Source organism: Pseudomonas urmiensis (genome assembly GCF_014268815.2).
Lineage (GTDB): Bacteria > Pseudomonadota > Gammaproteobacteria > Pseudomonadales > Pseudomonadaceae > Aquipseudomonas > Aquipseudomonas urmiensis.
In genome coordinates, this window is the sequence record NZ_JABWRE020000001.1 from 5434598 (window position 1) to 5453394 (window position 18797).

General features: G+C 61.2%; 17 protein-coding genes. 5 read left to right on the plus strand and 12 right to left on the minus strand.

The genetic code is table 11. The annotated features are described in order from the left end of the window. Positions 1-70 precede the first annotated feature (70 nt). Both betB and betI read right to left on the minus strand, forming a co-directional pair. Positions 71-1543, minus strand: coding sequence for a betaine-aldehyde dehydrogenase (gene betB, locus HU737_RS24530; RefSeq protein WP_186556603.1), 1473 nt, complete (start codon positions 1541-1543; stop codon positions 71-73). Between the two features lie 39 nt (positions 1544-1582). Further along, complete coding sequence (gene betI / locus HU737_RS24535) at positions 1583-2239, minus strand: transcriptional regulator BetI (RefSeq protein WP_186556604.1); 657 nt, start codon at positions 2237-2239, stop codon at positions 1583-1585. 476 nt (positions 2240-2715) lie between these two features. On the opposite strand from betI, the gene HU737_RS24540 reads away from it, so the two are divergent. Then, positions 2716-4719 carry a BCCT family transporter gene (locus HU737_RS24540; protein ID WP_189661935.1) on the plus strand — a complete coding sequence of 668 codons (2004 nt, stop codon included), beginning with the start codon at positions 2716-2718 and terminating at the stop codon, positions 4717-4719. A gap of 64 nt (positions 4720-4783) precedes the next feature. Here the strand turns inward: HU737_RS24540 and HU737_RS24545 are convergent, their stop codons facing one another. The 6 genes from HU737_RS24545 to gpmI all read right to left on the minus strand — a co-directional run bounded on the left by HU737_RS24545 (position 4784) and on the right by gpmI (position 12698). Next, a complete protein-coding gene (locus HU737_RS24545; protein WP_186556605.1) occupies positions 4784-6286 on the minus strand; it encodes a trypsin-like peptidase domain-containing protein in 1503 nt (500 codons plus the stop codon). A 77-nt stretch (positions 6287-6363) separates the two neighbouring features. Beyond that, a complete protein-coding gene (locus tag HU737_RS24550) occupies positions 6364-7128 on the minus strand; it encodes a divergent polysaccharide deacetylase family protein (protein ID WP_186556606.1) in 765 nt (254 codons plus the stop codon). A gap of 8 nt (positions 7129-7136) precedes the next feature. Then, entirely contained in the window at positions 7137-8465 is a 1329-nt protein-coding gene (locus HU737_RS24555) for a S41 family peptidase (RefSeq protein WP_186556607.1), read from the minus strand. Between the two features lie 71 nt (positions 8466-8536). Beyond that, entirely contained in the window at positions 8537-9826 is a 1290-nt protein-coding gene (locus tag HU737_RS24560; RefSeq protein WP_186556608.1) for a murein hydrolase activator EnvC family protein, read from the minus strand. A 152-nt stretch (positions 9827-9978) separates the two neighbouring features. Next, positions 9979-10935 (minus strand): transposase, encoded by a 957-nt coding sequence (locus HU737_RS24565; protein WP_186557780.1) that lies wholly within the window; start codon positions 10933-10935, stop codon positions 9979-9981. A gap of 230 nt (positions 10936-11165) precedes the next feature. Then, on the minus strand, positions 11166-12698 hold the full coding sequence (gene gpmI, locus HU737_RS24570; RefSeq protein WP_186557607.1) for a 2,3-bisphosphoglycerate-independent phosphoglycerate mutase: 1533 nt from the start codon (positions 12696-12698) through the stop codon (positions 11166-11168). A 205-nt stretch (positions 12699-12903) separates the two neighbouring features. Here gpmI and HU737_RS24575 point away from each other — a divergent pair, with 205 nt between their 5' ends. Genes HU737_RS24575 through secB form a run of 3 tightly spaced genes read left to right on the plus strand, consistent with a single transcriptional unit; the run spans position 12904 to position 14098 of the window. Continuing rightward, entirely contained in the window at positions 12904-13317 is a 414-nt protein-coding gene (locus HU737_RS24575; protein ID WP_186557608.1) for a rhodanese-like domain-containing protein, read from the plus strand. Between the two features lies 1 nt (position 13318). Continuing rightward, entirely contained in the window at positions 13319-13573 is a 255-nt protein-coding gene (gene grxC / locus HU737_RS24580; RefSeq protein ID WP_186557609.1) for a glutaredoxin 3, read from the plus strand. A 39-nt stretch (positions 13574-13612) separates the two neighbouring features. Then, positions 13613-14098: a protein-export chaperone SecB gene (gene secB / locus HU737_RS24585; RefSeq protein ID WP_186557610.1), complete on the plus strand. Its 486-nt coding sequence runs from the start codon at positions 13613-13615 to the stop codon at positions 14096-14098. A 53-nt stretch (positions 14099-14151) separates the two neighbouring features. On the opposite strand, the gene trmL is transcribed toward secB, so the two are convergent. Then, positions 14152-14607: a tRNA (uridine(34)/cytosine(34)/5-carboxymethylaminomethyluridine(34)-2'-O)-methyltransferase TrmL gene (gene trmL, locus HU737_RS24590; RefSeq protein ID WP_186557611.1), complete on the minus strand. Its 456-nt coding sequence runs from the start codon at positions 14605-14607 to the stop codon at positions 14152-14154. Between trmL and HU737_RS24595 the strand changes: the two genes are divergently transcribed. After that, positions 14606-15043 (plus strand): hypothetical protein, encoded by a 438-nt coding sequence (locus tag HU737_RS24595; protein ID WP_186557612.1) that lies wholly within the window; start codon positions 14606-14608, stop codon positions 15041-15043. The two genes, trmL and HU737_RS24595, sit on opposite strands and share 2 nt — an antisense overlap. Before the next feature lie 483 nt (positions 15044-15526). On the opposite strand, the gene HU737_RS24600 is transcribed toward HU737_RS24595, so the two are convergent. From HU737_RS24600 to glnL, 3 genes are all read right to left on the minus strand, one after another. Next, on the minus strand, positions 15527-15982 hold the full coding sequence (locus HU737_RS24600) for an REP-associated tyrosine transposase (protein WP_186557613.1): 456 nt from the start codon (positions 15980-15982) through the stop codon (positions 15527-15529). Positions 15983-16142: 160 nt separating this feature from the next. Further along, positions 16143-17579 (minus strand): nitrogen regulation protein NR(I), encoded by a 1437-nt coding sequence (ntrC, locus tag HU737_RS24605; RefSeq protein WP_186557614.1) that lies wholly within the window; start codon positions 17577-17579, stop codon positions 16143-16145. After that, the gene (glnL, locus tag HU737_RS24610; protein ID WP_186557615.1) at positions 17576-18661 is read right to left on the minus strand and encodes a nitrogen regulation protein NR(II); all 1086 of its coding nucleotides are present in this window, start codon (positions 18659-18661) and stop codon (positions 17576-17578) included. Before glnL ends, ntrC begins: the two co-directional genes overlap by 4 nt. Between the last annotated feature and the right edge of the window lie 136 nt (positions 18662-18797).

Below are 18797 nucleotides of genomic sequence, written 5' to 3' on the forward strand. Positions count from 1 at the left end.
CCCTCGTTTGCGGTGATCAGGAAGCGGGAACGCCCGTGCCGAGCGGCACGGGCGTGACTACACGGGGTGCTTAGAACACCGAGGTGTAGCCGCCCAGCTCAACCTGGACCGACTTGATGCGGGTGTACTGGGCCAGCGAGCTGACGCCGTTCTCACGGCCAACGCCCGACTGCTTGTAGCCGCCTACTGGCATTTCAGCTGGCGACTCACCCCAGGCGTTGATCCAGCAGATGCCGGCTTCCAGCTGGTGAATGATGCGGTGGGCGCGGCTGATGTCGTTGGTGCATACGCCAGCGGCCAGACCGTACTCGGTGTCGTTGGCGCGGCGGATGACTTCCTCTTCGCTCTCGTAGGAGAGGATGCTCATCACTGGGCCGAAGATCTCTTCCTTGACGATGGTCATGTCGTCGGTGCAGTCGGTGAACACGGTCGGGGCAACGAATGCGCCCTTGGCGAAATCACCTTCGGTCAGACGCTCGCCGCCGCACAGCACGCGGGCACCTTCTTCTTTACCCTTGGCGATGTAACCCAACACGCTTTCCATGTGCTGGAAGCTGACCAGCGGGCCGAAGTTGGTGTTTTCGTCTTCTGGGTTGCCGACACGGATGCGCGCAACGCGCTCGGCGATCTTGGCTTCGAAGGCGGCTTTCATCGCGGCAGGGATGAACACCCGAGTGCCGTTGGTGCAGACCTGACCGGAGCTGTAGAAGTTGGCCATCATGGCGATGTCGGCGGCCTTGTCCAGGTCGGCGTCGGCGCAGATGATCAGCGGCGATTTACCGCCCAGTTCCATGGTGACTTCCTTGAGCGAGGAGCTCGAAGCGCTGGCCATGACTTTCTTGCCGGTGGTGGTGCCGCCGGTGAAGGAAACTTTCTCGATGCGTGGGTGCTCGGTCAGCCAGGTGCCGACTTCGCGGCCGCTGCCGGTCAGTACGTTGAAGACGCCGTTTGGCAGGCCAGCTTCGGTGTAGATTTCAGCCAGTTTCAGGGTGGTCAGCGAGGTGACTTCCGACGGCTTGAAGATCATCGCGTTGCCAGCGGCCAGGGCTGGAGCGGATTTCCACAGGGCGATCTGGATCGGGTAGTTCCACGCGCCGATACCGACGGTCACGCCCAGCGGCTCGCGACGGGTGTAGACGAAGGAGCTTTCGCGCAGGGGGATCTGCTCGCCTTCGATGGCCGGCACCAGGCCTGCGTAGTATTCCAGCACGTCGGCGCCGGTGACGATGTCGACGTAGCGGGTCTCCGAGTACGACTTGCCGGTGTCCAGGGTTTCCAGCTGGGCCAGCTCGTCATTGCGCTCGCGCAGGATGTCGACGGCGCGACGCAGGATGCGCGAACGCTGCATGGCGGTCATCGCCGCCCAGACTTTCTGGCCACGCTCGGCGCTTTCGACGGCTTTCTCGACGTCAGCCTGGGTAGCACGCTGCACGTGGGCGAGGACTTCGCCGGTAGCCGGGTTGATGGCTTCGAAGGTGGCGTCAGAGCCAGCGTCGACATAACCACCATCGATGTAGAGTTTTTGCGTTCCGAAACGGGCCATAGTGTCCTCGCAAGTGCAGTGTGTGGTTGGCTTTGCGCGTCACGCTCCTGCCGGGTGGGCAAGTGCCGTGCGCGCTTGTTCAGCGGCCTGGTCGGTTGTGGCCAGGGTGTGCTGCTTAGCCAGTTGTAGATCCATGTATTCGTAGGCAATCCGTATTGCCTGCTCGGTGTCGAATGCATCTCCCGACAGAGCGCCACGCAGCCAAAGGCCGTCGATCAGCGCTGCCAGCCCGCGGGCTGCCTTGCGCGCATGGTAGAGCGGCAGGGCGCGGCGGAACTGACAGCACAGGTTGGAATACAAGCGGTGATCGTTGATCCGCTGCAACCTGTGCAAATCGGGCTGGTGCATGCTGGAGGCCCAGAAGGCCAACCAGGTTTTCATTGCCGGGCCGTTCACCTGGCTGGCATCGAAGTTGCCCTCGATGATCACTTTCAAGTGAGCGCGCGGGCTGTCGTCCGTCAGGGCCTGGCGACGTGCTCTTACGCCTTCGTTGAGCATGTTCATGATGTAACGCATCGTCGCTGCGATCAGGCCGTTCTTGTCCCGAAAGTAGTGACTGATGATGCCATTCGACACCCCGGCCAAACGGGCAATAAGCGCAATGCTGGCGTCCCCCAGTCCGACCTGATCGACCGCCTGCAGGGTGGCTTCGATCAACTGCTGGCGGCGGATGGGTTGCATACCGACCTTGGGCATCTTGCTTTCTCCTCAGGCCTGCGGGCAGACGACAAGCGGCTGCCTCGGCGAAGGCCAGTCTATTTTGTTTTGATTGAACGTTCAATCAATAAAGAATAAGCTCTGCGACAATTTGTGCCATTGACAGTTTTTCAGCTGTTTCAAGCGGCACTGATTGTCACCCCAGGAAATCGTGTAACCCCCGGAATACAAGGCGTTGACGGGCTAGAGCGATGCGAATGACAGATTCTGCCGAACGGTCACTGGCCGTGCGAAGGCCCTTGGAGCGGGCGAGATGAGCTGTGGCTAATGCGCGCACCCAAGCATGGGAGGCGGCTCGCACACAGGCCATCTGTCTGGTTTTTTGCAACGTTTCGATTCGGGATCACGGTTTCCAAGGTGCTTTTATAACACCTGACGCAGTAGGGCTATTGCACCAATTGCGCGGGAAATGACTGATTAGCCTCCACAGCCGCACTCCCCGGAGCATTCGTGCAATGAGTTCTGCCTCCCTAACCAAACCCCCCGCCGAGAGGGTCCGGGTCAACAACGTGGTGTTCATCACCTCCGCGCTGCTGATCCTTGTGTTGACTGCCTTGCTTATCGCTGTACCGGAAAAAGCCGGTGAAGTTCTCAACGTCGCCCAGACTTGGCTGACCCGCACTTTCGGCTGGTACTACATGCTGGTGATCGGCGGATACCTGGTATTCGTGGTGGTCCTGGCCTTCTCCAATTTCGGCAAGCTCAAGCTTGGCGGCAAGGACGACCAGCCTGATTTCAGCTACGGCGCCTGGGCCGGCATGCTGTTCTCCTCCGGTATCGGTATCTCGCTGCTGTACTTTGGCGCCTCCGAGCCGCTGGACCACTACTTCAATCCGCCTGAAGGCCCTTCGGCCAGCGCCGAGGCTGCGCGCCAGGGCCTGCAACTGACCTTCCTGCACTGGGGCCTGCATGGCTGGGCGATCTACGCCCTGGTCGGCCTGGCCGTGGGTTACTTCGCCTACCGCCACAACCAGCCGCTGGCATTGCGCTCGGCGCTGTACCCATTGATGGGCGAGCGTTGGGTCAAGGGTGGCGCCGGTCACGCAGTGGACATCTTCGGTATGTTCGTGACCCTGCTGGGCCTGGTGACCAACCTGGGTATCGGCTCGATGCAGGTGGCCTCGGGGCTGGAATACCTGTTCGGCATGGACCACAGCAAGACCAACCTGCTGATCGTGATCCTGGTCATGGCCACGGTCGCCACGGTGGCGGCGGTTTCCGGTGTGGAAAATGGCATCCGCCGTCTGTCCAACCTGAACATCCTGCTGTTCAGCGGCCTGTTGATCTTTGTCCTGCTGGCGGGTGACACCCTGCACCTGCTCAACGGCTTCGTGCAGAACATTGGCGACTACCTCAACGGCATCGTGCTCAAGACCTTCGACCTCTACGTCTATGAAGGCGAGGCCGGCAAGTCCGAGCGCTGGTTGGGCCTGTGGACCGTGTTCTACTGGGCCTGGTGGATCTCCTGGGGCCCATTCGTCGGCATGTTCATTGCCCGTATTTCCAAAGGCCGCACCGTGCGTGAGCTGGTCGCGGGCGTGCTGTTGATCCCGCTGGGCTTCACCCTGGCCTGGCTGTCGATCTTCGGCAACACTGCGCTGGACCTGGTGATGAACCATGGCGCCGTGGAGTTGGGCAAAACCGCATTGGAGCAGCCGTCGATGTCGATCTACCAGCTGCTGGAGTATTTCCCAGCGGCCAAGATCGTCATTGGTGTAGCGGTGTTCGTGGGCTTCGTGCTGTTCCTCACCCCAGCCGACTCCGGCGCGGTGATGATGGCCAACCTGTCGTGCAAAGGTGGCCAGGTCGACGAAGACGCGCCGCATTGGATGGTGGTGTTCTGGTCGGTGGTGATTACCCTGGTCACCATCGGTTTGCTGTTCGCGGGTAACTTCGCGGCGATGCAGACCATGGTGGTACTGGCCGGGCTGCCGTTCTCGGTGGTGTTGGTGCTGTTCATGTTTGGCCTGTACAAGGCCATGAAGCAGGATTCGCAGCTTGAGCAGGAGCGTGCCGAACTGGCCGCCCGTGGTCGTCGCGGTTTCAGCGAGCGCCTCAGTGCGATGGACCTGCAGCCGACTCAGGCCGTGGTTCAGCGCTTCATGGACAAGCAGGTCAGCCCTGCGCTCAAGGATGCCGCCGCACAGTTGCGCACCCTGGGCTTCGAGGTCGAAACCCGAGTGGGCCAGTCGCGCAACATGATGGGCCTGCGGGTGATGATGGAAGAGGGTAATCCATTCGTCTATGAAGTGAGCCTGGACGGCTACATGGCCGCGCCGAGCGAGGCACCGGTCGAAGGTGAGCCGGAAGTCCGCCAGCGTTTCTACCGCGCCGAGGTGTACCTGCACGACGGCAGCCAGGAGTACGACCTGATGGGCTTTACCCCGGAGCAGGTGGTGCGTGATGTGCTCGATCAGTTCGAGAGCCATCGCCAGTTGCTTGGCCGTGTCTATAGCTGACAACGGTTGAAGCAAAAGAGAAGGGCCCTGTTCGTGAGAACAGGGCCCTTTCTCGTTGCGCCGCTCATTTTTTCCCTGAAGCCGCTGGTTGTAACAGATCGGTGCGTACTGCAGAGCGTTGCTCTATCAAGTCTTCACTGACCGTGCACAGCGTCAGTGGTAGTTGCTGGGCCTTGAACTCATAGCGCTTATGGCGCAGGTGACGAAAGCCAGCGGGATCCTGGCAGTCAGTGGTCGCAGGTGGCCCGCGCTTTACCCGGTACAGGGTCAGGTGCGGCGGTGCGGTGCGCCAACTGACTTGTACATTGCCATTGGGCAGCGCTGTGACGGTCATGTCGGGGTCTGGCACGGGAGCTGCGGGAAGCAGCTGGGTCGCTAGGCTCAGGCTATTGCCCATCAAGGCCGGGGAGGGCTTGTGCTCGGCTGAGTCCACGCCGATCAGGCAGAGGAAGTGCCAGCCTGGTTCTGGACCGATGGGCTCGTCAATGTGATTTTGCTCAGCAGCGATAGTGCCGCTGTAGCCCTCAGGGTTTTCACAGGCGAGCGGGTTGCGCACGGTTTTGAATCGGTAGCGTGGCGTATTCAGGGAAAAGCTAAGGCCCCACCTGGGTAGACGCTCGTTACCCTCTGCATCGGTCGCGATCTTGGTGAGCGATCGGGGATTTTTTTCGACGATCAACTCAAAGCCCGGCAGCAGTTGGCAACTGTCCAGTGACAGATTGGCAAAGCCTTGAGCGAAACACCCTTGCAAGCGGCCCAGTGGTATGGAAAAGCCCGTCGTCAACGCGGGTTTATCGGTTTGAACCGGCACTTGGCAGGGGCTGCTCAGTGAGCAAGGGGCAGCTTTGCCGCTTATCGGTTCAGAAACGCTGTTGAGCACGCTGAGCAGGCGGCCACTTTGCACATCGATCACTGGGCTGCCGGAGGAGCCGGGTCCCAGGCCTAGGCAGTCGGTGCTGTAGATGTTGCGCCATACCCACGGGGCTGCGATCACGAAGTCGGTAGTGGCCTGGCTGCAGGTTGTCAGGCGCAAGCCAAGCTCATTGGCGGATGACTCGCCGATGACATGCACGTTTGCGCCAGGGGGAGAATCTGCGGCGAGCGCTAACGGCACAATGCCTTGCGCCATGACCTGGCTGAGACTCGCGTCCAGCTCCAATAGGGCCAGATCGAGGCCCTGCATGCTGCTCCACAGCGTGCGTTTGAGGGCGAAGGTGTGGCGCTGGTCCTGGGTGTCTACGAAGAAGTTGAAGCTGATGCTGCCTTCGATCTCAGTGTCATGGCCGATCACGCCGTTGCGTTTGTCCACGCAATGCCCCGCGGTGACCAGGTAGGCGGGGCCTGATGCGGCCATTCCGGGCGCGCGGCTGTCGATCAGGCTGGCAATGCATTGGCTACCGCCTGGCCGGGTCAGGCGGCCAATGCCGGTCCATTGGCGACGCTCACCGTGGGCATTGGTCAGCAGCTCAGGGGTGGGGACCGAAGGCTGGACGGTATCTTCGGCGCTGGCCGTTATGGCCAGGCTGATCAGGGCTGCGCCCAGGCAGAAAGGGTGGCGCTTGAACATGGAAGTCTCCGTAATGTTTGGAGTTCCATTGTTTTCAACTGCCTGGGCGGCAAGCGGTAGATAGATCTGACAGATAGTCAGCGGTTGCTGTAGCGGCCGTTTTTGCCATGTCCGGGCATGGCTTGGTTACCACGCTCGGCAATCATCTGTGAAAGCTCGATCAGCTCGACGCCCTGGCTCTTCAGGCGCGGAATTTCCCGTTGCAGAACCTCCAGCGTCTGTGGATAGGGGTGGCCGATCAGTACCGCCGAGCCCTGCTTGCGGGCCTGGGCAATACCCACCTGGAGCTGGGCGGTGATCGCTTCTGTGGTGCGCACATCGTCCAGGAACACATCCCGCGACACATGTGCCAGGCCGATCGCCTGAGCTTCGGCGGCGGCGACCGTGGCGGCACTGGTGCGGCTGTCGACGAAGAACAGGTGACGCTGCTGCAACTCAGCCATCAACCAGGTCATTGGCGTGCGCTGGGCGGTCATGCGGCTGCCCATGTGATTGTTGATGCCGGCAGCGTGGGGCACCTTCGCCAGGGCGGCGTTGAGCCGGCTAGCGAGTTCCGGCAACGGGATATCGGGGTGCCAGGCGTAGGGGCCGGTGGCCGGATCCATGGGCATGTGCAGGATGACCGTCTTGCCGGCCTTGTGCGCCTGACGGGCGAAATCGATGGCATGCGGCGTGTCGGGCATGATCGCCATGGTGACCGGCCCAGGCAGGGCGAGCGTGCGATTGTCACGCTCGGTGTTCTGGCCCAGGTCGTCGATGATGATGCTCATATAGGCCTTGGCTGGCGCCGCATGGGCGGTGCCAGCCAGCAGGCAGAACAGCGTCAACAGCAAATAACGCATCGAGAGGATCAATCGCCCTTGGTGATGTTCAGGCCTTTGAGTAGGCTAAGGGCCTGGCTCAGCTGGAAGTCATCATCCTGTGGGCGATCCTTGCGTTTGCTGCTTCCGGTCGGGCGGTCGGCGCCGCCGTTGCCGTTGCCCAGGTGGCCTTGCAGGTCGGCTTCCTTGAAGTTCTCGGTATCGGCTTCGGCGGTCAGCTTGGCTGGGCGCACTTCGATGTCCGGAACGATGCCCTGGGCCTGGATCGAGCGGCCGTTGGGGGTGAAGTACAGGGCGGTGGTGAGCTTCAGGGCGCGGTCATTGGCCAGTGGCAGCACGGTCTGAACCGAGCCTTTGCCGAAGCTGTCGGTGCCCATCAGCACGGCGCGCTTCTGGTCTTGCAGAGCGCCGGCGACGATCTCCGAGGCCGAGGCGCTGCCACCGTTGATCAGCACCACCAACGGTACGCCTTCGCTGGCGTCGGCGGCGTTGGCCGAGAAGCGCAGTTCGGAGTTGGCGATACGGCCCTTGGTGTAGACGATCAGGCCCTTGGTGAGGAAGTGGTCGGCCACTTCGACCGCCGACTGCAGCACCCCGCCTGGGTTGTTGCGCAGGTCCAGGACCACACCGCGCAGCTTCTTGCCGTTGTCCTTGCGCATCTTGGCCAAGGCCTTGCCGACTTCATCGCCGGTTTTGACCTGGAACTGGGTGATGCGGATGTAGCCGTAATCGTTCTCGAGCAGCTGGCTCTTGACGCTCTTGACCTGGATGACCGCGCGGGCGAGGGTGACGTCGAACGGCGTACCGCCATCGCGAACCAGGGTCAGGGTGATTTTTTCGCCGATCTTGCCGCGCATCTTGTCGACCGCTTCGGTCATGGTCTGGCCGCGGGTGGGCGCGCCGTTAATCTTGACGATCAAATCGCCCGCCTCGATGCCTGCGCGGGAGGCCGGGGTGTCGTCGATCGGCGAGACGACTTTGACGAAGCCGTCTTCCATGCCGACTTCGATGCCCAAGCCGCCGAATTCACCGCTAGTGCTTTCCTGCAGCTCCTGGAAGTCTTCAGGGCCAAGGTAGGCGGAGTGTGGGTCGAGGTTGCTGAGCATGCCCTTGATGGCATTTTCCAACAGGGTCTTGTCGTCCACCGGCTCGACATAGGCCGCCTTGATCCGGTCCATGACCTCGGCAAAGGTGCGCAGCTCCTCAAGCGGCAGCGGCGACTTGGCCGTCACCTCGGTGGCAGGCACCGGCGCTGGCACCGCGGCTGGCTTGGCCGGCTCGGCGGCAACGGCCAGGGGCGCGCCGATCGCCAGGGCGATGGTCAGGGCCAGTTGGGTGAGGCGAGGCGAGTGCAGCATGTCGAACGAACTCCTGATCCTGTTGGCGCTCCCGCAGGAGCCACGGTGCAGCCACCGTAAAAATAAAATGCCTAGCCACGGCACCATTGCGCGGGGTCGCTGGGGCGGCCCTGCTGGCGAATGGCGAAGTACAAGCCTGCGCTATCCTGGCCACCGCTGTCACCCACGGTGGAGATGGCTTCGCCGGCCTTGACTACGTCACCGGCGCTCTTGAGCAGGCTCTGGTTGTGGCCGTACAGGCTCAGGTAACCATTACCATGGTCGAGAATGACCAGAAGTCCAGCGCCGCGCAACCAGTCGGCAAATACCACTCTACCGCCGTGCACAGCGCGCACTTGGGTGCCGGTGGCGGCGCTGATCATCACACCATCCCATTTGGCCCGGGCGTCACCACCGCGTGCATCGCCGAAGCGTGCCAGTAGTCGACCATTGACTGGCCATGGAAGTTTTCCCCGAGCGGCAGAAAATGCGCCGCCGTAGTTGGCGCCATCACCAGAAACCAGTGGGCCGAGGGTGGTCAGGGCCTTTTTCTTTGGCGGCTCTGGCGCTTGGCGAGCGGCCAGGGCTTCTTGCTGGCGACGCTTCTCAGCCTCCTGCTGAGCGAGCAAGGCCTTCTGGCGCGCCTCCTCGGCTTCGCGGGCCTGACGAGCAAGGGTTTCCTCGATGGTCTTGAGGACTTTGCCCAGCTCGGCTTGATCCTGCTCGCGGGCTTGCAGCTTCTGGTCGCGCGCTTTCAGGTCGCTGTTGAGCTTGGCCAGCACCTGCTGGCGTTTGCTGCGCTCGGCTTCGAGCTCTTGGCGGCGGCTGTCGAGATTGCCGCGCTGGGCCAGCAGTTGCGCCTGTTGGCTGGCGATGTCCTGTTCGACATTGGCCAGCTGGCGCAGGGTTTCGTTGAAGGTGCGCAGTTGCTCCAGGCGCGCCTTGCTCAGGTAATCGTAGTACGTCAGGGTGCGGGCGAATTTCTCAGGGTTCTGCTGGTTGAGCAGCAGCTTGAGGTATTCCTCGCGGCCATTGTTCTGGTAGGCCGAACGGGCCTGAATGGCGATCAGGCGTTGTTGTTCAACGCGGGCGGACTGGAGTTTTTTTTTCTCGGTATCAAGGCGCTCCAGTTCGCCCTCGGTCTTTTTTAGTTCTTGCTGCAACGCCTCCACCTGTTTTTCCAGCGCGCCGATGTCGGTCTCGGTGCTCTTGAGGTCTTTTTGCACGCCGGACTTTTCCTCCTGGAGCTTGCCCAGCATCTTCTTGAGCTCGGCGATGTCCTGGCGGGTGGCGTCCAGTTGTTGCTGGGTCTGCGCACGCTCATCGGCGAAGGCCGGGCTGAGCAGGCAAGACAGGGCGAGAGGAATCAGGGCGCGAAGCATGAGGTTGGGCGTACCAGGGATGGAGACTGGCCTAGTATGCCCGCCTGGGCCTGCAAAAAAAACGCCTCGCGGCATCTGCGGCGAGGCGTTTGTCTGGAAAGCGCTGGTAATCGCGGCAGTGGGCTGGAACTGCAACGTGGGAGATTCTATGGTTATGGGCAAGCCAATTTCATAGCTCTGGTGATGTATTCGCCCTGATTTTTCATCAGGGCGAAAGCCACGCGGGCAAGCTTTCGAGCCAAGATGACCAAGGCTTGGGTTGTTGCTTTACCGCTGTTTCGATGCTGCTCATAAAGGTCTCTCCAAGCGGCCGACCTGCTGGCGGACATTGCCGCGTTGTGCAGCAAACGACGGATCTCTGAACATCCCCGCTTTGTCAGGCGACGACGTCCATTCGTCTGCCCAGAGTCATTAACTCGCAGGTCCATTCCAAGGAATGCGATGAAGGAGTCACTGTTTTTAAATTCGCCTCTGACAAAGGCCATGACTAATGCCGCAGCGGTCAGAAAACCAATTCCTTCTACGGCTTGGCAGCGAGCCACTTGTTCTTGTAGTCCGGCTTCTCGGAGCACGTCCTTAAGTTTTTTCTGAATCAGTAAATCGAGGCGGTCTATCGATTTGACGAACACTTCGAAGGCGCTCTTCAAAAGGCTTTCATTGGCCCAGCTCTGAGTCATTGCAGTGCGCGCTGTCACCAAGGCAGCTCTGCGTCGCAGAAGGCTCTGGACCTTGCCGTAGACGGCGGGAGGGGGGCTCCAGGGGCGAAGATCTTCCCCTTCGTTTCTCAAGAACCGGGACAACAATCTCGCATCAGAAGGGTCAGTTTTGACTCGTCCTCCAACACTTTTCCGATAGTTGCTCAGTTGAAAGCCATCAATGACATAAACCTCAAGACCCGCACCATGGGCTAACTCGACCAGGTCCAAGTGATAGACGTTGGTCGCTTCAACTGCGATAGCCGTGTTGAGCGGCTGTTGTTTCAACCATCGCTTGATGTCGGGTTTTGAATTTTTCAGTTTGATTACCTCATCACTAGCGTCGTGATGGATAACCAACTCAGCCTTTGCGACGTCCGTACCCACGATCAGTTTGCCTGCCTGCATTGCCATGGGCGGTTCTCCACGTTAAGGTTTTTCGGCTTGAAGGGGTTTCACCAAGAGGCGCTGGCTTGCTTCTATCGTCGCTTGCAAACGATGCATTCTTTATCGGCGCTTTGGTGGAAGGGGTGGGGCGATGTCTCCCACGGTCTGTACTGCTGCGAACAGTCAGAATCGGGCATTTAGTCCCACCACCCCTTCAAGTCTAACCATACAAGCGGGCAAGCCCGCTCCCACGTGAATTAGTCAACCAGGATCGAGGTTCCGGTCATCTCTGCTGGCTTTTCCAGGCCCAGCAGTTGCAGCATGGTCGGCGCCACGTCCGCCAGCACGCCGCCTTCGCGGACCTTGAGCTTGCGCTTGCCCACATAGATGAACGGCACCGGCTCGGTGGTATGAGCGGTGTGCGCCTGGCCGGTGCACTCGTCTTCCATTTGTTCAACGTTGCCGTGGTCGGCGGTAATCAGCGCTTCGCCGCCAACCTTGTCCAGTGCCTCGACGATGCGCCCAACGCAGGTGTCCAGCGCCTCGACAGCCTTGACCGCCGCCTCGAACACGCCGGTATGGCCGACCATGTCGCCGTTGGCGTAGTTGACCACGATGACATCGAAGCGCTGCTGCTCGATGGCTTCGACGATGCGGTCGGTCACTTCAGGGGCGTTCATTTCAGGCTGCAGGTCGTAAGTGGCGACCTTCGGCGACGGGATCAGGATGCGCTCTTCGCCTTCGAACGGCTCTTCACGCCCGCCCGAGAAGAAGAACGTCACGTGGGCATACTTCTCGGTCTCGGCGATACGCAGCTGGGTCTTGCCGTTTTTCGCCAGGTACTCGCCCAGTACGTTGTCCAGGCTGGCTGGGGCAAAGGCCGCAGGGGCAGCGATCTTGGCCGAGTACTGGGTCAGGCCGATGTAGGCGGCAAGCTTGGGCAGGCGGGCACGCGGGAATTCGTTGAAGTCCGGCTCGACGAACACGCGCGACAGCTCGCGGGCACGGTCGGCGCGGAAGTTCATGAAGATCACCGCATCGCCATCTTCGACCTTGACCGCTTCGCCAATGCGCGTGGCTTTGACGAACTCATCGCTTTCGTCGCGTGCGTAGGCGGCTTCAAGGCCTGCCACGGCGGTATCGGCAGTGTAATCGGCCACCGAGTCGACGATCAGGTTGTAGGCGGCGCTGACGCGGTCCCAGCGGTTGTCACGGTCCATTGCGAAGTAGCGGCCGATCAGGCTGGCGATGCGGCCTTTACCCAACTTGGCGAAGGTCGCGTCGAGCAGTTCGATCGACGACTGGGCGCTGCGGGGCGGGGTGTCGCGACCATCGAGGAAGGCGTGCAGGTAGATTTTCTCGGCGCCACGTTGTGCGGCCAGTTCGGCCATGGCGACCAGGTGGTCCTGATGGCTGTGTACGCCGCCGTCGGAGAGCAGGCCGAGGATGTGCACGGCCTTGCCGGCGCTGGCGGCCTTGTCCACGGCACCGGTCAGCACGGGGTTGTGGAAGAACTCGCCGTCACGGATGGCCTTGGTCACCCGGGTGAAGTCCTGGTACACCACGCGCCCGGCACCGAGGTTCATGTGACCGACCTCAGAGTTGCCCATCTGGCCGTCGGGCAAGCCGACATCCATGCCAGAGCCGGAGATCAAGCCGTTGGGCTGGGTAGCCCGCAGGCGATCGTAGACCGGGGTGTTGGCTGCAAAGATGGCGTTGTACTCGGGGCTTTCGCTGTGACCGAAACCATCCAGGATGATCAGGACCAGGGGTTTAGGCGTGCTCGTCATCAATCCCACTCACGGTTGCTAGAAGATGATAAAGACACGCATTTTAGGGCAAATACGCCATCTGGGGCGAAAATTCATCGTGCTACCCGACCATCGTCCCGACCAGCTGCAATGAAAGCTGTTCGCCTGCCTGGCCTACGGGCTTTGGTGGGCCTTTGGGGCTGTGTATACTGGCCGCCATTTTCAATCGCGTGGAACACACCTGATGGTTGCTAACCTGATCACTTTTGCCACAAACCACTTCATTCTGGTGGCGATCTTCTTCGTTCTGCTGATCCTGCTGCTGGTCAATGAAATTCGTCGCGGCGGGCAGAGCCTGAGCAACGGCCAATTGACCGCCCTGGTCAATGCCGACAAGGGTCTGGTGATCGACATCCGCCCGAGCAAGGAATATTCGGCAGGGCACATCGTCGGTGCGCTGAACATCCCGCAAGACAAGCTCGCCACTCGCATGGCAGAGCTTGAAAAACACAAAGACAAGACCCTGATCGTGGTCGATAGCATGGGCCAGCAGTCTGGTACCCATTGCCGTGAACTGCTCAAGGCTGGTTACACCGCCGCCAAGCTCAGCGGTGGCATTTCCAGCTGGAAAGCCGATAACCTGCCCCTGGTGAAGTGATATGAAGCCCGTCATCGTTTACTCCAGCGACTACTGCCCCTACTGCATGCGCGCCAAGTACCTGCTCGAGAGCAAGGGCGTGGCGTTCGAGGAAATCAAGGTCGACGGCAAACCACAGGTTCGCGCCGAAATGAGCCAGAAGGCCGGCCGTACCTCGGTGCCGCAGATCTGGATCGGCAGTACCCATGTCGGTGGTTGCGATGACCTCTATGCCCTGGAGCGGGCGGGCAAGCTCGACAGCCTTCTCGCGGCCTGATTCACACCGCTTAGAACCCCATTAGGAAAAGGATCTGCCATGACTGACCAACAAAATAACGGCGCCGCCGCCGACGAAAACGCCCCACAATTTTCCATGCAGCGCATCTATGTGCGCGACCTGTCGTTCGAAGCGCCAAAGAGCCCGCAGATCTTCCGTCAGCAGTGGGAACCGGCTGTTTCGCTGGACCTGAACACCCGTCAGAAAGCCCTGGAAGGTGACTTCCACGAAGTCGTACTGACCCTGTCGGTAACCGTCAAGAACGGTGACGAAGTGGCGTTCATTGCCGAAGTTCAGCAGGCGGGTATCTTCCTGATCAAGAACCTCGACGCGCCATCGATGAGCCACACCCTGGGTGCGTTCTGCCCGAACATCCTGTTCCCGTACGCGCGCGAAACCCTGGACAGCCTGGTGACCCGTGGTTCGTTCCCGGCCCTGATGCTGTCGCCGGTCAACTTCGACGCCCTGTACGCGCAAGAGATGGAGCGCATGCAGGCCGCTGGCGAAGCACCGTCGCTGCAGTAAGTACTGCTTGCGAGAAACAAAAAGCGCCCCTTGGGGCGCTTTTTTCATGGCCGTCAGGCAAACCCTTGCTGACGCCACGCCTCGTAGACCGTCACTGCAACGGTATTGGACAGGTTCAAGCTGCGACAGCCCGGCCGCATCGGCAGGCGCAGCTTCTGCTCAGCCGGCAAATTGTCCAGCACTTCGGCGGGCAACCCGCGACTTTCAGGCCCAAACAAGAATGCATCGCCTGGCTGGTAGGCGACCTCGTGAAACGGATGCGAGCCCTTGGTGGTGAAGGCGAACAGGCGCGGCTGGCCGAGGCTTTCCAGGCATCCGGCCAGGCTCTGGTGGCGCTTGAGCGTGGCATACTCATGGTAATCCAGTCCGGCCCGGCGCAAGCGCTTGTCGTCCAGCTCGAAGCCGATCGGCTCGATCAGGTGCAGGGCGCAGCCGCTGTTGGCACATAGGCGGATGATATTGCCGGTATTCGGCGGAATTTCTGGTTGAAAAAGGATGACGTGAAACATGCACGGCTCCAAGCATGAAGATGACGGGCATTCTACCCCCGAACCCGACCTGCGTTCGAAAGCCTTCCCGCGCGTGATGTTTTCCCTGGCCATCGTCGGGGTGATGGTCGGGCTGATGATCGGCCGCTTGACCACCCCTGAAGAGCGCGTGCTGGAGCAGATAGAAGTGGTGCAGGGCGGCCTGGACCTGTGGTTTAACGAAGAGCCCAAGCTGCATGGCGAGAATGTCGAAGGCACGGTTGCAGTGGTCTTCGAAGCGCAGGGCAAATCCCAACGTGGGCAGCTGACGTTGCAGGGTAAGCCAGTGGGTTGGCGGGTGCAGAAGAGCGAGGAAGGCTTGCTGCTGACGGTGGTCGCCGCGCGCCCTCTGCAGGGCGACTGGGTCGGTGCAGAGGACGCGGGACGCTGGCGAGTGCAGGTGAGGCTGCACGAATAAAAGAGGGGATTCCCGGCCTGCCTGTACCGAGGTCCCCAGAACTGGAGCGTGCAGCGCGGCGATAGGCCGGGAGCACGCTGGGCGTTCGGGTGTGCAGCGAACTGCACGAATAAAAGAGGGGAATTCCCGGCCTGCCTGTACCGAGGTCCCCGAAACTGGAGATACAGTACTTATTGCAGGTGTCGTGCCAGTTTCGGAAAGCCCGGAAACATTGCGTTTCAAGACAGTTCGGCCAGTGTTTGAGGGGATTTGTGCCTTTGCGAGGTGCATGAAGCACAGCAACGGTGCATGCAGACAGATCGATCCCAGACAAAGTTAAGGCCTCCCACGCAAACGCTCCCACGCAAAGTCATGTTGGCCTTACAGCACCGGAAGCAAGGCGAGTTGGGGCAGTTGCAGCAGCAATTGCGGGGCATGGTGGGGCGGTTCAGCCCGTAACATCGAGCATTAACGTGGGAGCGGGCTTGCCCCGCGATCACATCCTCACAGCCAAACAGCGTCCCAATGAGGGTAATCGCCAAGGCGCTCTGCCAGGCCTGCCCGCAGCGGATTGCACACGATATAGCGCGCAAAGTCGCGCACATCCTCATCGCGCCTCAGTGCCTGGTCATGGTAGCCAGACTGCCATAACCGTCCCTCTACCTTGCCTTGTTTGTATAGCGAGCAACGGCTTCTGGATTTGAATCGCCGCATCAAGCTACACAGCGTGCTGTCGCGCAGTTCGATCAGCCAGTGGAAGTGATCGGGCATGATTACCCAGGCAAGAGAGCGAAGGGCGTTTTCAATTTCGGCTTGGTGGAGGAGCGGGGGGAGGCAGCGGGCAGCACCGAAATCGGCGAATATGGGCCGCCGGTCCTTCGTTGTGCTGGTCAGCAGGTAGATACGGCCGGGCTCTGAAAAGCGGCCTCGGCGCAGGTGGTTGGAGGCGGGACGATCCATGTCGGTCTCCTTGAATGATGAACTCTCAAGGTAGGCCGCAATGTGAACCGTTGCCAGGCATGATTGGAGCAGGATGTGTCTGCAACAATGCTATCGCGGAGCAAGCCCGCTCCCGCGTGAGGAGGGGCTGCGCGCGATGCCGGTCAATGGCTAGCGTAGATCAATGCTCATCGCCTTCATCATCATCCCCGCCATCGACCTTCATCCCCAGTTCCTTGATCTTGCGCGTCAGGGTATTGCGCCCCCAACCCAGCAACACCGCAGCATCACGCCGACGCCCCGCCGTATGCTTGAGCGCCGTCTCGATCATGATCCGTTCAAAACTGGGCACTGCGCTATCGAGCAGGTTCGACTGACCCCGGGCCAGCGCCTGGTCGGCCCACTGACGCAGCGCCTGCTCCCAGTTGGTCACCGGCGCGGCATCCTGCGGCAGGTTGAGTAGCTCGGGCGGCAGGTCGCCGATCAGCACTTCGCGGCTGGAGGCCATTACGGTGATCCAGCGGCAGGTGTTCTCCAACTGGCGCACGTTGCCTGGCCACGGCAGGTTGCGAATGAACTCTTCGGTCTCCGGCTTGAGCAGTTTGGGCTCGACCGCCAACTCCTGGGCCGCACGCCCGAGGAAGTGTCGCGCCAAGGTCGGAATATCTTCGCGGCGATCCGCCAGGCGCGGGATATGGATGCGGATGACGTTCAGGCGATGGAACAAGTCTTCCCGGAACTTGCCGGCCTGCACCAGGGTTTCCAGATTCTGGTGGGTCGCAGCAATGATGCGCACGTCGACCTTGACCGGCACATGGCCACCAACCCGGTAGAACTCGCCGTCAGCCAGCACCCGCAACAGGCGGGTCTGGGTGTCGGCGGGCATGTCGCCGATCTCGTCGAGGAACAGGGTGCCACCGTCGGCCTGTTCGAAGCGGCCACGGCGCAGGTTGGCCGCGCCGGTGAAGGCGCCCTTCTCGTGGCCGAACAGCTCGGACTCCATCAAGTCCTTGGGGATCGCCGCCATGTTCAAGGCGATGAACGGCGACGCCGCGCGCGGGCTGTGGCGGTGCAGGGCGTGGGCCACCAGCTCTTTACCGGTGCCCGACTCGCCGTTGATCAGCACGGTGATGTTGGAGTGGCTGAGCCGGCCAATGGCGCGGAACACCTCCTGCATCGCCGGCGCTTCACCGATGATCTCCGGGGTGCGGGTCAGGGTTGCCGGTACGTCCAGGCCTTGCTGCTCCTGGGCATGCTGATTGGCGCGCTTGACCAGCGATACCGCTTCGTCCACGTCGAATGGCTTGGGCAGGTACTCGAACGCGCCGCCTTGGTACGAGGCAACGGCGCTGTCCAGGTCCGAATGGGCGGTCATGATGATCACCGGCAGGCGCGGATGCTGTTCGCGGATCTGCGCCAACAGGTCCAGGCCACTGGCACCAGGCATGCGGATGTCGGAGATGATCACGTCCGGCTGCTGCCGGGCCAGGCGGCCCATGACGCCGTCGGCGCTATCGAAGCTCTGGGTGGTCATGCCTTCTTGTTGCAGGGCTTTTTCCAGGACCCAGCGGATGGAGCGATCATCGTCGACGATCCAGACGGTTTCACTGCGGCTCATTGGGCTGTGGCTCCTTGTTCCAGGGGCAGGAAGATCGAGAAGGTGGTGTGGCCGGCGTGGCTTTCACATTCGATCAGGCCCTGGTGCTGGCTGATGATGTTCTGGGTGATGGCCAGGCCGAGCCCGGTGCCGTCCGGGCGTCCGCTGACCATGGGATAGAAGAGGGTGTCTTGCAGTTCTGCCGGGATGCCGGGGCCGTTGTCGGTGATTTCGACCCGAGCCACCAGGCGATGACGGATGTGGCCGATGGTGAACTGGCGCACTGCACGGCTGCGCAGGGTGATACGACCCAGGCGCAGCTCGTTCTGGCCGCTGATCGCCTGCATGGCGTTACGCACGATATTGAGGACGGCCTGGATCATCTGTTCGCGGTCGATCAGCACGTCCGGCAGGCTTGGGTCGTAATCGCGCACCAAAGTGATGCCGCCCTGGCTCTCGGCCTCGACCAGGCTGCACACCCGTTCCAGCACTTCATGCACGTTGGTCATCGCAAGCGACGGCAGTTTGTTCGAGCCGAGCATACGGTCGACCAGGTTGCGCAGGCGGTCGGCCTCTTCGATGATCACGTTGGTGTAGTCGCGCAGGCCATCCTCGGGCAGTTCGCGCGCGAGCAGCTGTGCCGCGCCGCGAATACCGCCTAGCGGGTTCTTGATCTCGTGGGCCAGGCCGCGCACCAGCATCTTGGTGGTTTCCTGCTTGGACAGCTGGGCTTCTTCTTTTGTGATGCGCAGCAGTCGGTCGCGCGGGTGTACTTCAAGCAGCAGCAGGGTTTGACCCTGATGCAGGATCGGCGTGACGGCGTAGTCGACGGTAATGCTCTGGCCGGTCAACGAGGTCAGTTGGGCTTCGCGCTTGGTAAACGGGTGGGCTTGTTCCACCGCCTGACGCAGCGAGTTGAGCGCTTCAGTCGACTCGGTGAACAGCTCGCTGATGAACTGGCCATGGCTGCGCTGGCCACTGACGGCCAGCAGCATTTCCGCAGCCGGGTTCATGTACTCCAGGCGCAGCTCGGCATTGAGCAGCAGCGTGGCGGTGGTCAGGTTGTCCAGAAGCAGACGGTGCTGTGCATCGCTGATGGTCATGGGGCGTCGTTGACCTCTTTTGGCACATGGGCCGCCGTTGGCTGGGCCAAGGGCGGGCGCGCTGGTGATCCGCGTGATGGCTTGAAAATGCAAGAAACAAACCAAGGCTCCGAAAAGAAGCGCAATTTCCCGAGAA

What these genes read in the sequence shown, in the direction of transcription:
- gpmI (WP_186557607.1), bottom strand. Translation starts at nt 12,698, where the DNA reads ATGACGAGCACGCCTAAACCCCTGGTCCTGATCATCCTGGATGGTTTC.
- HU737_RS24595 (WP_186557612.1), top strand. Translation starts at nt 14,606, where the DNA reads ATGCACGGCTCCAAGCATGAAGATGACGGGCATTCTACCCCCGAACCC.
- glnL (WP_186557615.1), bottom strand. Translation starts at nt 18,661, where the DNA reads ATGACCATCAGCGATGCACAGCACCGTCTGCTTCTGGACAACCTGACC.
- betB (WP_186556603.1), bottom strand. Translation starts at nt 1,543, where the DNA reads ATGGCCCGTTTCGGAACGCAAAAACTCTACATCGATGGTGGTTATGTC.
- HU737_RS24550 (WP_186556606.1), bottom strand. Translation starts at nt 7,128, where the DNA reads ATGCGTTATTTGCTGTTGACGCTGTTCTGCCTGCTGGCTGGCACCGCC.
- ntrC (WP_186557614.1), bottom strand. Translation starts at nt 17,579, where the DNA reads ATGAGCCGCAGTGAAACCGTCTGGATCGTCGACGATGATCGCTCCATC.
- HU737_RS24555 (WP_186556607.1), bottom strand. Translation starts at nt 8,465, where the DNA reads ATGCTGCACTCGCCTCGCCTCACCCAACTGGCCCTGACCATCGCCCTG.
- secB (WP_186557610.1), top strand. Translation starts at nt 13,613, where the DNA reads ATGACTGACCAACAAAATAACGGCGCCGCCGCCGACGAAAACGCCCCA.
- HU737_RS24540 (WP_189661935.1), top strand. Translation starts at nt 2,716, where the DNA reads ATGAGTTCTGCCTCCCTAACCAAACCCCCCGCCGAGAGGGTCCGGGTC.
- HU737_RS24565 (WP_186557780.1), bottom strand. Translation starts at nt 10,935, where the DNA reads ATGGCAATGCAGGCAGGCAAACTGATCGTGGGTACGGACGTCGCAAAG.
- HU737_RS24545 (WP_186556605.1), bottom strand. Translation starts at nt 6,286, where the DNA reads ATGTTCAAGCGCCACCCTTTCTGCCTGGGCGCAGCCCTGATCAGCCTG.
- grxC (WP_186557609.1), top strand. Translation starts at nt 13,319, where the DNA reads ATGAAGCCCGTCATCGTTTACTCCAGCGACTACTGCCCCTACTGCATG.
- HU737_RS24560 (WP_186556608.1), bottom strand. Translation starts at nt 9,826, where the DNA reads ATGCTTCGCGCCCTGATTCCTCTCGCCCTGTCTTGCCTGCTCAGCCCG.
- betI (WP_186556604.1), bottom strand. Translation starts at nt 2,239, where the DNA reads ATGCCCAAGGTCGGTATGCAACCCATCCGCCGCCAGCAGTTGATCGAA.
- trmL (WP_186557611.1), bottom strand. Translation starts at nt 14,607, where the DNA reads ATGTTTCACGTCATCCTTTTTCAACCAGAAATTCCGCCGAATACCGGC.
- HU737_RS24575 (WP_186557608.1), top strand. Translation starts at nt 12,904, where the DNA reads ATGGTTGCTAACCTGATCACTTTTGCCACAAACCACTTCATTCTGGTG.
- HU737_RS24600 (WP_186557613.1), bottom strand. Translation starts at nt 15,982, where the DNA reads ATGGATCGTCCCGCCTCCAACCACCTGCGCCGAGGCCGCTTTTCAGAG.